The sequence below is a fragment of the Paenibacillus sp. WC2504 genome (assembly GCF_052682475.1).
The window spans coordinates 5,184,219-5,197,269 of sequence record NZ_JBQZFH010000001.1 but is presented as its reverse complement, the minus strand read 5'-3'; the positions used below and the strand labels follow the sequence as shown (position 1 = coordinate 5,197,269).

Genomic DNA, 13,051 nt, shown 5'->3' with positions numbered 1-13,051 from the left:
TAATTCCTCATTTTGGATCTAGTAAACGACTAGCTTTTTCAGTTGTCAAAGAATATACGATTTAGAAGGCAAAAAAGTTCCATACTCTAAGAAAAACTACATGAAAAATTTGTGAATTTTCTTTAATTTTGCGAATCCTTCTGCCGATACAGCTTTGGAGAGATCCCGAATCGATGTTTAAAAGCGCGATGAAAGTACGGATAGCTGCCGAAGCCGCAGCTCAAGGCGATTTGCTCCAAAGACATGGAGCTATCGTGCATGCGTTCCACAGCACTGGATAAGCGGACTTCCAAGGCGTATTGAATCATGGTTTTGCCGAAGCATTCCTTGAACAAATGAACAGCACGGGATACGCTGAGTCCCACATGGTCAGCCACATCGTCCACTTTGAAAGTGGCTGTTGCATGTGCCTCAATAAACCGTTTCATCCGGGTGCCTGTAAAAGGCCGTCCTTGCAAGGAGACGGTTTCCGTTGCCGCACGTTCCACATACAGGCATAGCGCCTGCAGCAAATACCCACTAAGCTCCCGGTTTTCCTCTTCCATTCTGCGTTTCTCGAGAATAAGCTGGCGCCAAAGCGAAATGAGCCGCGCGTCAAGATCAATGCGCGTGCAGGTTTGTTTGTGGCTGCGTTTCCACCAGGCGTCGATCCAGGCCCCTTTGCAAAATAAATAATAATCTCCGCTGGCGATTTTGCCGCCGGGGTTGTCTTTCGCGGGTTCGATCTTTAACTCATATGGATCGCCCGGCTTATATAGAAGCAAATGGCCTGATTCGATTTGAATCATTTGCCCATCAACGAGAATTTCACAAGTACCCTCTGTCTGTAAACGGAAAAGATAAGTATTGAGTCCGGATTTCGCACTCACATTAAACGGTTCCATATGAAAAGAATAGCCGCAGGTCAACAACTCCGTATCCATTGTAATCACCTTTCGTAGCCAAATAAGAGATGTTTTGATTATATCGTGAATGGTCATAATAAGCTATGTTCCGTTATACTGTCTACAAGGTTAAAGAAATGCATAAATTGGAATTTAAGAAAAGAGGGAAACAAATGGGACGTTTAGGAATTGGTCTTCAATTGTATACACTTCGTGATGATATGGCAAAAGACTTGGAAGGCACACTTCGTCATGTTGCGAAGTTAGGTTATGAAGGCGTAGAGTTTGCCGGTTATTTTGACAAGCCTGCTGCTGAAATGAAAGATTTGCTGGATGAGCTTGGCCTGAAAGCAATTGGCAGCCATGTAAGTTTGGAGAGATTCCGCAATAATCTGCAAGGTGAAATTGACTACCTGCACACGATTGGCGCGAAATATGCGATCTGCCCTTATGTAGGTGCTGAAGAACGTGAAAATGCTGAACAATGGAGAAAGTTAATTGCTGAATGTGAGCAAATTGCGATTGAAGTTGGCAAACAAGGCTTGCAGTTCTTATATCATAATCATGATTTCGAATTCCATCATAAGGTAGACGGCGAGTTCGTCTTTGATGCGATGTACGCGGGGAAAGATGCGATTCAAGTGGAAATGGATGTGTGCTGGGTTAAATATGCCGGACAAGATCCATTAGCTTATATTGCCAAGTATGCTGGACGTCTGCCGCTGCTTCATTTCAAAGATTTCTCCAAGGATGCTGAAGGCAAACTGGTTACATTGGAGCTAGGATTAGGCGAAGTTCCACTGGAGCAAGTGATTAAAGCTGCTGAGCAAGCAGGCGTGGAGTGGCTTGTAGTTGAGCAGGATCACTGCCAGAAGCCACCGCTTGTGAGCATTGAAAACAGTTTGAACTGGGTTAAAGAGCACTATATCAACGTCGTTCCTAACTAATTTCTAATTAATCATTCAGAGGAGTGTACAATTATAATGAGTAAAATTAAAGTGGCCGTCGTTGGTTGCGGCTCGATTTCCAAACATAGACATATCCCGGAATACGCAATAAATCCAAATGTGGAGCTTGTTGCTTTTGTTGATCCAATCATCGAAAGAGCTGAGCATTATGCTCAGCTTCATGGCGGAAAAGCTTACAGCAGTTATACTGAAATGCTGAAAGAAGAAAAAGTGGATGCAGTTAGCGTATGTACGCCTAACTACTTGCACGCAGAAGTTTCAATTGCCGCAGCAAATGCTGGTGCTCATGTACTCGTAGAGAAGCCAATGGCTGCTACAGCTGAAGAAGCAGAGGTTATGATTGAAGCTGCTAAGAAAAACGGCGTGTTCTTGATGGTTGGCCACAACCAACGCCTAATGGCGCCGCACGTGAAAGCGAAAGAAATTTTGGAATCAGGCAAGCTGGGCAAAGTGCTGACATTCCGCACCTCTTTCGGACATCCAGGACCGGAAGGCTGGAGCATTGACGGCCGCGAGAGCTGGTTCTTCCGCAAAGAAGAAGCGATCATGGGCGCAATGGGCGACCTTGGCGTGCATAAATCGGATTTGATCCGTTATTTGTTGAATGATGAAGTTGCACAAGTGGCAGCTTTCGTAGGCACTATTCATAAAGAGGGAACGGATGTAGATGATAACTCCACTTGCTTGCTGCGCATGAAGAGCGGCGCTACTGGCTCTCTAGTTGCTAGCTGGACTTACTACAAAGGCCAAGACAACTCCACGGTTCTCTGGTGCGAGAACGGCGTTATCAAAATCGATACAGATCCAAACGATCAAGTTATCGTTGAACTTCGTAACGGCACGGTTGAACGTTACAAAGTAGGTCAAGTAGCGACAAATGAGAAACAAACGGTAAGCGGTGTAATCGATGAGTTCGTATCCTGCATTGTGAGTGGTACAAAACCGCGTATTTCCGGCGAAGAAGGCAAACGTTCCTTGGAAGTTATCCTGGCTGCATTCGAATCCGAAGCAACAGGTAAAATCATTACGCTCTAATTGCATTTTATATAAAAAAAGAGTGTGTCCCACGAGCCATGAAGTTGGCTGTTGGACACACTCTTTTGTTTATCTTCCGCCCATCTCAATCGGGAGCGTGTTCGATTTGCCCACAACGGTTTCCTTCGAGTCTTTCACTTGCACTTGGATGTCCCAAATGCCGGCTTTTAGCATATTGCCTTCCACCCTGGCTGTGACCATATGCTCATCTTGCCATGTCGTCGGAATGGCTTTGCCGTTCAGCGTTACAATGCTGAGAGGGGGCAAGTTACTGCCGCGTATTAGAAGTGTAACACTGGAACGCCCTGAGATATCTTGGTCTTGTGTATCTGCCTCGACTTTATCAAGGAGTATGGGACCAAAACCGAGCATATACTTCGAATTAATAATAGGTACCTTGTAGTCCTTGTAGGCATGTCGGTCGCCGAACATAATGTCATACTGCAAGGTTTCATAGTCTTTTAAATCTTGTTCGTTGATGTGCATCGCCTCAAAATAATCTTTAGGCGGGATAATAGGGATCTTTTTCGAAAGCTGGCTTAAATAATTAGTATAATAGCTGCCTTGCTGTTTAGATAATTCTATGAGATAAGGACCTAGAAATGATGGGCTGATATTGAGCTTATCCTTGCGTTCCGTGTCGAAATTGTTCCAGACGACAAGAGGAACGCTGTACATTTTTTTCAAGAAATCCGGATCGTCTTTACCGCTAATATATTTGGTGTCAATATAAGTGGCGTAATCATCGCCTAAGGCCGGCAAGTGGTCGCCCCAGAATGCGATAATGGTAGGTTCGCCTTTTTTCTCATAATACTCGACAAGCTCTTTCAGCATTCTATCAGAGGCATTGATGCCTTGAGCAAGCGTTTCGAGCATACCTTGAGAGGAAGGGGACATGTCACCTGTGACATCGAACGTATTTTTTGGGAATTTACCCGGGAAGAAATGGAAATGATTTTCCATCGTATTTGCGAAAACAAAGTCGGGACCTTCGCTGAGATCCGTCGCATGGATAATATTCGCCGCAACTTCACTATCCGCGATGTAAGGGCCCGAATAGTTAGGCTTAAAATATTCAATTGGAATATACTTCGAGAAACCAAAGTCTTTATAGACTCGATTACTGTTAAAATACCAGTTATAGAAAGGGCTAATCGCTGTAGATGTGTAACCTTGTCTCGCATAAATACTAGCTAGGGAATCTACTTCATTCGTAATAAATTGGTTATACGCAATCGATCCTTGCGGCAAGAAGCGCATGGAGTTCCCCGTTAATACCTCAAACTCCACGTTGGCAGTTCCACCGCCATACTGCGGCGAAAGCATGGTACCGCTCGTACCTGTCTGCTGTAATTGATGAAAAAATGGGATTGGATCCCGGCTGAATGTTACACCCTTGATCACGGTAGGATCCCAGAAAGCTTCACTCAATACGACAATCACATTCGGCTTTACATTCGGATCGCCGGCTTTAACCGGCGGTTTAGGTGAATTGCTGACGATGGCTTCAACCGCTTTATCATCATAGCCTTCTCGTTTCTCGCTGAACATCGACTTCGTATTCAGGAAGGTGGCTAGCGCATAACCGTTTGTTTGCGTATTCTCAACCTGATTCCATACCGAAGCTTTAATGCCGCACCATTTCTGAACCGGTAGCGGTAAATCGGTATAAACCGCTGCCAACATGCCAAGCGCAATAACGGCGACAATTCCCCGTTCTTTTATATGCACTTTTTTCATAAATAACTGTGTGCGGTATAACAAGAAATAGCTGGCTGCAAGGAACAACACGATCATAAACAGCACATTGAAGGTGAATATATTTTTAATATATTGCACCATATCGGATGCTTCGCCTGCTAAAACAATATCCCAAGGTGTCAAAGGGACGCCTAATATTTTGAGTTTTATCCCACTAATGAGTCCCATCACCAGCAGTATTCCCGAAAGAATCCAATAGGCTACTCTAGTACGGCCAATAATGGCGATAAAAAGCAAAAGCAGACTAAATACAATCCATTCATTATAAAGCAACTCGATAATATGCTTATAGCTCCATGTAAACATCTCTATATATTGCCCGCGGCTTAAAATTTCCATGATGACCACAGGAATTAAAGCGATAAGAATAAAGGGCAGCCGCTGCCGCGACAGCTGCAGTAAACGTTCTAGATGTAATTTCATATGTTCTCCTATGGATTGTAGATAAATTGTAAAGGACATCAGACATTATACCATGGGAATCGGCAATATTCGATGGTAGTTTATCTAATTATTTTAAGGCATTTTGACGTGAAAATTTGGCGGCTATAGGCAGGGAAATGATGGTTCCGACGAGAAGATAGTAAGTAGAAAAATGTAAGTGACGAAAGGGGATGAACGATGGCTAAAGAACAGATCGAATTGCAGAAGCGGGCAACGATTAGAGCGCAGCATCGCAGAATGACCAAGACCAGCTTATTGCGGCGCGGTGTCTTTCTATTTATCGGAGCAGCCTTAATGGCTGTCGGACTCGAAATATTTTTGGTCCCTAACAAAATTATTGATGGTGGAATTACCGGGATTTCAATTATTTTGTCATATTTGACCCAAATTCAAGTAGGGATATTCCTTACCTTATTGAATCTTCCATTTCTGTTTATCGGTTATAAAATGATTGGTAAAACATTTGCGTTATCGACATTATTCGCTATTTTGGTGATGTCGGCAGGCACAGCCTTGCTTCACCCGGTTCATGAGCTGACGAATGATCCTTTATTGGCTGCCGTATTTGGTGGGATTATCCTTGGAATTGGCGTAGGGATGGTTATCCGATTCGGGGGATCGCTTGATGGAACAGAAATCATTGCGATTCTGATCTCTAAAAAGATTCCTTTTTCCGTCGGCGAGGTTGTGATGTTTTTCAACGTATTTATTCTAGGCAGTGCAGGTTTTGTATATAGCTGGGATCGTGCGATGTACTCATTAATTGCTTATTTTATCGCTTATAAAATGATTGATGTGACGATCGAGGGTTTTGATGAGTCCAAATCCGTTTGGATCATCAGTGATCGGTTTAGACAGATCGGAGAAGCCATTTTGGACCGGTTGGGTCGCGGTGTTACCTATTTGGAAGGGGAAGGCGGTTTCTCCGGAGACAATAAAAAGGTTATATTCTGTGTCATCACGCGACTGGAGGAGGCGAAGCTGAAATCCATTGTTGATGAACTCGATCCATCGGCATTCCTCGCAGTCGGCAATATCCACGATGTCAAAGGCGGAAGATTTAAAAAGAAAGATATCCACTAATCTTTATCACTATCACTGGTGTGCGTCGAGTTCCCTCGCTCGAACAGTCCTAATTCTCTCATTTTCTGAGCGGCATCCTTGCTGCTTGGACTTCCTAATTTTTTCAAAATATGGCCCACATGAATTTTCACTGTCCGCAGCGAAATGAAAAAACGGCTCGCAATTTCCGTTTGCGTATGGCCTTGATCAATCATTTCCAGTACTTGAAGTTCTGTCGGTGTAATCAGATCACGGGCTTCCTTGACCTTGAATTGATGTTCAAGCCGCTTGAGCCTGCGAAACTCTTCGCGCATTTGCTCGGCTACAGCGGCGTTAATGGACGCTTTCCGAGCATGTGCCCCGCGGATGATTGCCGGCAATTCCTCGAATCTGGATTTGATTTGATAATCGATGGCGCCGGCTTGGAAGGACCGGAAAATGAAGTCCTTTTCCTCCATGGAAGTGAGCATGATGACTTTGGCACCCCAGGCCAAAAGTGCCTGCTCGGCAAGCCCGATGCCTGCAGGTTCATCCTGCAGCATAATGTCCATAAGTACAACGTCAGCATCCGGTTCAGACGCCGTAAAGAGCTCTCTCGCTTCTTCCGCGGTAGAGAGGGTGCGAATGACTTGCAGATCAGGTTGCCGGTCTAGATACGCTTTGAGGCCGCGCAGCCAATCCAGGTCATCCTCAACGATTAATATGCGAATTGGTTCCATCTTGAACCCCCTTAAGTTTGTATTCGGCTGCTTGGAAATGTAAGAAACACACTCGTGCCTTTCCCCGGTGAACTGCTAAGCTCCAATGTTCCTCCATGTTTTTTCATGACGCTATAGCAATAGGCGAGCCCAAGGCCGAAGTTATTGCGGCTGCCGCTTTTCGTCGTATAAAAAGGTTCCAGGACTTGTTTCAAAACATCTTTGTCCATCCCCATACCGTTATCTTTGATTTCCAAGACAATATTTTTCTTCACGTGCAGAGTGCGAATCATCAGTTCGCCATTATGCGGCATGGCTTCAATGGCATTCATCAGCACATTCGTTAAAGTTTCCGCCATTTGGATGCGGTCAATTTGAAGCGTTAAGTTTTCCGCGATGTTCAACTGAACGGCGATATTCGATAGAGAAGGCTGGAGAGGTTGAAGCACCTCATCGATCAGCTCACCGATACGAACAGAAGTGACCCGCAGGGGGAGCTCCTGGGTTTGTTCGTGGACCCGGGAAATCATATCGCGGATATGCTCGGAAGCTCCCATGACAACCTCAATGTCCCGGATGAGCTCCGTTTGATGGGTTTCTTCGGCGTGCTGCTTCATTTTTTCCAGAAACAATCGCATTTTCCCGACATCATTTTTAATGGCATGATTTAATATAGCGGTCCCTGAGGTGATAGCACGCAACGTCGAGTCCAGCTTACGGCGTTCAATTAAAAGCCTCATCCCGAGGAAGCCGTATTTGAAAAATGTGTAAACGAAAAAAGGTACGACAAAAGCAAGAATCCATACGTGGTACACCCACATCCGGTAATAACCGAAACTTGGCATCACATAGTTCAGTACGCCAACACAGAGAATTGGCGGCAAGAGCGCAAGGCATGTAAACAAATGCGTTCGCTTTAAAGCGGGTAGCCGCTCTGTTTTTATAACAATTAGCACGGAGCCAATGAAAAAATAAGGCACGGCCCATAACGCGACGATGGGGAATGTAATCGGCATTTCCTCTGTGTATCCTGGTGTGAACAGAATGCACGCAATAGCAGGTAGAAGTAATGCGAATGGCAGCCATGTGCGTAAAGCGGGTTTCTGCCATGTCGTATTATAGCTTAGCGAGAGCATAGCGAACGAATAGGGCAAGCCGTAATAAGAAATTAGCGAACAAATCCCCATGAAGCGATAAAGCAAGGCACTAATCGAAGGATTAGGCACGGCTTGTTGAATGTAGGGAATGAAGGTTTCCGATAAAACGGCTGCGAGGGCTCCGAAACCACCTGTAAAAGCGATGGCGCTCATCCAGCGCATGGTGCTTGACCGGGGATCGATCATCACAAGGCCAAGCGCGATAATCCATAAAGCAAATAGAACGAACAGCATGAGTCCTCCGTAGACAAATCCAATATTTCCTCTATTGTGGCACGGAGCCAACAATTGCACAAGAGTTCCTTTGCCGAGGAACTGGCAGGATTTAGGGCCTTTTTCTCGAATAAGTGGGAGAAAGGAGTGAAGCCTCATCGATGTAAAGAAGCGAACGTCCTTATCCATTCTGACCATTTTGGGCAAAGTACTCTTGACCCTTGTTTTCATTGTTGTGATTACGGTCATATTATCGATTGTGGCAGCGGTTATTGCGATTTTGAAGCAGCCGGAGCTGGAGAGGAGCATGGCCGCTGTAGCTGGCGATTCCTTTTTTATTAAGGCAGCTTTGTGGGCGCAAATTATTGGTTTCATAAGCGGCGTGTTTCTCTCGTATGGGATCTTTGAACGACGCAAGGGATGGACACTGGGCTTACAGAGTCGCCATCTTGCAAGACGATTGGGTGAAGGCTCCGTTGCGGGGGCGCTCCTTATCACAGTCTCCTTCTTAAGCATCTGGCTGCTCGGCGGCATTAACGTTCAGTCCAACTCATGGACCGAATCGATGTTTGCCGAATTAGTAGGGGGGTTCTTGTTGTTCATTGGTGTCGCTGTCAATGAAGAATTATTTGCCCGCGGTTATCTGCAGGGACTAGTGAAAGAAAGGTTTGGTACGACGGTTGCCATAACCATCTCGACGCTTGTGTTCGCGTTCCTGCACTCGTTCAATCCTGGGATGTGGAGCACGCCCATGCCGCTATTGAACTTAATTTTGGCAGGATTGTTATTCGGTTTGTCCCGCGAACTTTCAAAAGGTTTGTGGATGCCGATCGGCATGCACTTGTCGTGGAACTTTATTCAAGGCTGCATTTTTGGATTTCAGGTTTCTGGCACCCCTATGCCTTCTATTTTCAAAGCCGAAAATCAAGGTAACGTGCTTCTTTCTGGAGGCAGCTTTGGGGCGGAGGGCAGCTTGGTCACCACGATCATTCTAGTAGCGGGAATACTGTTAGTCTTGAGCTATTACGGACAACTAGACAGAAGACAGATCTACAAGAAAAGCTTATCGTAAGCATAAACAAAGGAGGATTTAATAATGTCACGTTATGAACTTATCCATAGTGAATGGGACGGGGAGTCGACGCTTCGCCTCGTCGACCACGAAGCCCAGGCAACGGCCGAAATCATTCCGGCCGTTGGACTGCACCTGTTCCGCTTCGATGTGCGGAACCATGCCTACATCGCGAAGCCAGCCAGCGTCGCTGAGCTTCGCGTCAAGTCTTCGCGCTACGGCGTGCCCATTCTGTTCCCGCCGGGGCGCGTCAAGCAAGCGGCCTTCACCTTCGAAGGCCGCGAATACCGGCTCCCCGCTAACCGGGAGCCCGATCACTCTCACGGCGAGCTGCGCGAGCGGCCGTGGAAGGTCGTTGCCAGCGGCGCGGATGCGGCTGGCGGGGCTTATGTCTCCGCGGAGTTCAATATCGCGGAGCACCCGGACGTGCTGGCGTATTTTCCACACGCCGCATGCTTTCGCTTCACGTACCGGCTGAAGGACGGTACGCTGTCACTCAGCGGTGAAATCGCCAATGAGAGCGGCAGCACGATGCCGCTCTCACTTGGCTTTCACCCGTACTTCGCTTACGCGGACGGCGAAGCGAGCCGCGTGAAGGTGTTGATCCCTGCGGCGGCAGAGTGGCCGCTAAGCGCAGATGGCTACGCCGCAGGCGAGCCTGCACCATCGCCGCTCACCGCGGCGCTTCAGCAAGGCGAGCTCGTTACGGCGCTGCCGAGTTATCCAGGCGGCTCGCAGATGCTCAGCATCGAGCCGGGCCCTCAGACCTGCGAGATTCAGTATGAAGCTCGCGGAACCAAGCTTGTGTTCAACATGGGCGACAAGTTTCCCATTCATGTTCTGTTCACAGCGCCATGGACGAGTGCCGTATCTCTGGAGCCATACACTAGCATCATGAACGTGTTCAACGAATCTTTTGCACCCGAAATATCCGGTGCACTTGGCTTGGCGGCAGGAGAGACATTCACTTTCGAGTGGTCCATTCAGATCCAAACATTAGAATAATACAGAAAGAGTCAAGTGGAAGCCCTGCAGCTTCTGAACTTGACTCTTTTTTTCACCAAGGTTCATAGCCAAAACCAGCGGTAGAATACCCGGAATAGCTATGCTGATGCAGTTCAGTAATCAGTCCCGTCTTTTGGGCGGAGATTTTAAGTGCACCCCCTCTAGATGTGTTATATGCATTAAGTTCTACGACTCCCTCTAAAAAATGGATATGCGTGCCGTTTTGCAGCGGAATGGCAGGACCTGTCGTACCAAAATAATTATGGTAATGCCCATATCGAATGCCGGTAATCCCTTGGTATTGGTGAACATGGCCATCATAAGCCGTGCCATTCACATTAAAGGTATATAGGCGTAATAAATGATTATGGTCGAGAGTCATGGATGAAATGGCCTTGAAAAAATGAACGTGAGCAGGCGGAACATAACTGGACAAACGCAAAACCCCCTTGATGCAGGATATGGTTCATCCTATTCCAAGAGGGCTATCGTCATGACTGCGGTAGCGGGTATAGAGGTGATTGGCCAATTTTCATCTTCTTATCGTCATAAACCCGCACTTCGACCTGATGAGGCTTGTCGTTATCGAGGATCGGATTCTCTTTATCCGTTAGATCAACATACAAGCTATCTTCACCATCAAAGTTAGATTTAAACAACTTATCATCGATATACACATTGCAGGAAGAATAAAATGGCTTGCCCACAACCTGAAGTTTATTTCCGCTGCGATTTAACTTAGTAATAACTGGATCTCCATACCCTAACACATATCCTGGCTGAACAATTGTGTCTTTGAAACCTTTGGCTTCATACCCGTAACGGCCGCCAAATAAATTGTCATATTGAAGCTTCATATAGTCACTAAGGTCGCTTGCTTTAATGTTATATTTTTCCCACATGTCATTTGGCGGTATGACCGGAATCTTCTGCGATAAATTATACAGATAATCAGTGTAGTAACTGCCTTTAACACCAGCCATGTGAAGGAGTTTGGGACCAAGGAACGAAGGACTCATCTTGAGATTCAACTGTTCTTGGTCCGCAGGAAGGAAATTGTTCCATATCAAAAATGGCGTATAGTGAGTTTTTGTATAGAGATCAGGATCATTGGGAAGAACATACTTCGCATCGCGGTACACTTTGTAATCATCTTCAAAAAAAGGAAAGTGGTCGCCGAAAAATAGCAAAATGGTAGGCTCAGATTTTTTGGAGTAATAATCCACCAAGGACTGAAGCGCTTTGTCAGTTCCCGAAATACCCTGAGCATACGTTTCCAAAATACCTTTGGATTCCGAGCTAATATCTCCCGTCACTTCAATCGTGTTTTTGGTGAACTTCCCTGGCTTGTAAGGATGATGATTTTCCATCGTGTTTGCAAAAATAAAATCAGGTCCCGCGCTTTTTTCAGTTTCCTCAATAATCTTCTTCACGACAGCCCGATCCGCATAGTTCGGCCCTTCAAAATCATTTGGGAAATACTCGCTGGAAATAAACCGCGAAAATCCAAAATCCATATACACCTTACGACTGTCAAAAAAATAGCTGAAGAAAGGGTTGATAGAAGTAGCAGTATACCCTTGTCTAGTCATGATACTGGCCAATGAATCAACGCCATGATTCATATACTGGATATAAGGCAATATTTTATCAGGAGATTTGCCGAAAAACCGCATCGAATTACCGGATAGCACTTCGAACTCTACGTTTGCCGTGCTACCGCCGAATTGGGGAGACATCATCCAGCCGCTTGTGTACGTTTTTTGAAGCTGATGCAGGTTCGGGATTGGATCACGGCTAAACGTTACGTTTTTCATAAGTGTTGGATCCCAGAATGATTCTCCAAGCATCACGATGATATTTGGTTTTTTATCACCAGCAGCCGGTTTCTCTGGAATTTTGGCTAAAATGCTTTCTATCGCTTTTTTGCTGTAACCATCCGGTTTGGCTACATTCAGAAAACCTAACATCTGCACAGATGAATAGAGGTATCCATTCTCATCATAGGTGATTGTTTGATCCCAAGGGACCGTGTATATCCCGTAAATATTCATGAATGGAATTGGCTTGTCCATATAAAGGCTCGTCGCCATTACGATGGCAACCACAGCATAGACACTGCGTTCTATCCATGTAAATCGGATATGCTGGCGGCGCAGCGCCAAATGAAATAACAAAGCGAGCAATACGAGAAAGAGCGCGACAACTCCGAGTATTCGAAGATTGAGATACCCTTTCAAAAAGGGCACGTACGCCACAATTTGATTGTTAAAATAAAGATCCCATGGGTAATAAGGGGCTCCTATTGCCTTTAATTTACTTCCGCTAATTGCACCTAGCGGTAAAAGTGCAGCGCAAAGCAGCCAGAAGGATAAGCGGCTTTTGCCGGTAATAGCAATAAGAAAGAGATACAAAGTTCCCACTACAAAGTAGGCAAGAACCATGGATAGAGGGTGGTTCGTCACCCATTTGTGGAGTTCTTCATACGAGCCGCGATCTAAATATTCGACCATAATCATAAGGAAAAAAGGCAAAATCACAATCATCATACGTGAGGGCAGCTGCTTGAGCCATTGAAGTAAAGTCGTCATTTAAGTAACTCCTGTTCGATTAATGCAAGTCCATTCGTTCATTATCTTATATCTTGATCAAAGAGGGAAGATATCCCTTGACAGATCAAACTATAACAATTATCATTACAGTTAATTGTAATCTGGATAATTACAGATAACTGGAGAAAAGTGGAGGTGAA

11 protein-coding genes are annotated in these 13,051 nt (G+C 45.7%); 5 read left to right on the top strand and 6 right to left on the bottom strand.

The genetic code is table 11. The annotated features are described in order from the left end of the window. Positions 1-122: 122 nt before the first annotated feature. Positions 123-923 carry an AraC family transcriptional regulator gene (locus ACUN27_RS23650; protein WP_315949105.1) on the bottom strand — a complete coding sequence of 267 codons (801 nt, stop codon included), beginning with the start codon at positions 921-923 and terminating at the stop codon, positions 123-125. Between the two features lie 134 nt (positions 924-1,057). On the opposite strand from ACUN27_RS23650, the gene ACUN27_RS23645 reads away from it, so the two are divergent. After that, the gene (locus ACUN27_RS23645) at positions 1,058-1,831 is read left to right on the top strand and encodes a sugar phosphate isomerase/epimerase family protein (protein WP_315949106.1); all 774 of its coding nucleotides are present in this window, start codon (positions 1,058-1,060) and stop codon (positions 1,829-1,831) included. Between the two features lie 36 nt (positions 1,832-1,867). Beyond that, entirely contained in the window at positions 1,868-2,887 is a 1,020-nt protein-coding gene (locus tag ACUN27_RS23640) for a Gfo/Idh/MocA family protein (protein WP_445559663.1), read from the top strand. A 69-nt stretch (positions 2,888-2,956) separates the two neighbouring features. Here the strand turns inward: ACUN27_RS23640 and ACUN27_RS23635 are convergent, their stop codons facing one another. After that, positions 2,957-5,071: a sulfatase-like hydrolase/transferase gene (locus tag ACUN27_RS23635; RefSeq protein WP_445559662.1), complete on the bottom strand. Its 2,115-nt coding sequence runs from the start codon at positions 5,069-5,071 to the stop codon at positions 2,957-2,959. A gap of 258 nt (positions 5,072-5,329) precedes the next feature. Here ACUN27_RS23635 and ACUN27_RS23630 point away from each other — a divergent pair, with 258 nt between their 5' ends. Then, positions 5,330-6,175: a YitT family protein gene (locus ACUN27_RS23630; protein ID WP_315950355.1), complete on the top strand. Its 846-nt coding sequence runs from the start codon at positions 5,330-5,332 to the stop codon at positions 6,173-6,175. Here the strand turns inward: ACUN27_RS23630 and ACUN27_RS23625 are convergent. Beyond that, positions 6,172-6,873, bottom strand: coding sequence for a response regulator transcription factor (locus ACUN27_RS23625; protein WP_315949109.1), 702 nt, complete (start codon positions 6,871-6,873; stop codon positions 6,172-6,174). The genes ACUN27_RS23630 and ACUN27_RS23625 overlap by 4 nt on opposite strands. Positions 6,874-6,884: 11 nt before the next feature. After that, positions 6,885-8,243 (bottom strand): sensor histidine kinase, encoded by a 1,359-nt coding sequence (locus tag ACUN27_RS23620; protein WP_315949110.1) that lies wholly within the window; start codon positions 8,241-8,243, stop codon positions 6,885-6,887. A gap of 178 nt (positions 8,244-8,421) precedes the next feature. On the opposite strand from ACUN27_RS23620, the gene ACUN27_RS23615 reads away from it, so the two are divergent. Continuing rightward, entirely contained in the window at positions 8,422-9,294 is an 873-nt protein-coding gene (locus tag ACUN27_RS23615) for a lysostaphin resistance A-like protein (RefSeq protein ID WP_445559661.1), read from the top strand. Between the two features lie 24 nt (positions 9,295-9,318). Continuing rightward, positions 9,319-10,299 carry an aldose 1-epimerase gene (locus ACUN27_RS23610; RefSeq protein WP_445559660.1) on the top strand — a complete coding sequence of 327 codons (981 nt, stop codon included), beginning with the start codon at positions 9,319-9,321 and terminating at the stop codon, positions 10,297-10,299. 52 nt (positions 10,300-10,351) lie between these two features. On the opposite strand, the gene ACUN27_RS23605 is transcribed toward ACUN27_RS23610, so the two are convergent. Further along, positions 10,352-10,735 carry a YmaF family protein gene (locus ACUN27_RS23605; protein ID WP_315949113.1) on the bottom strand — a complete coding sequence of 128 codons (384 nt, stop codon included), beginning with the start codon at positions 10,733-10,735 and terminating at the stop codon, positions 10,352-10,354. A 55-nt stretch (positions 10,736-10,790) separates the two neighbouring features. After that, positions 10,791-12,890 (bottom strand): LTA synthase family protein, encoded by a 2,100-nt coding sequence (locus ACUN27_RS23600; protein ID WP_445559659.1) that lies wholly within the window; start codon positions 12,888-12,890, stop codon positions 10,791-10,793. Between the last annotated feature and the right edge of the window lie 161 nt (positions 12,891-13,051).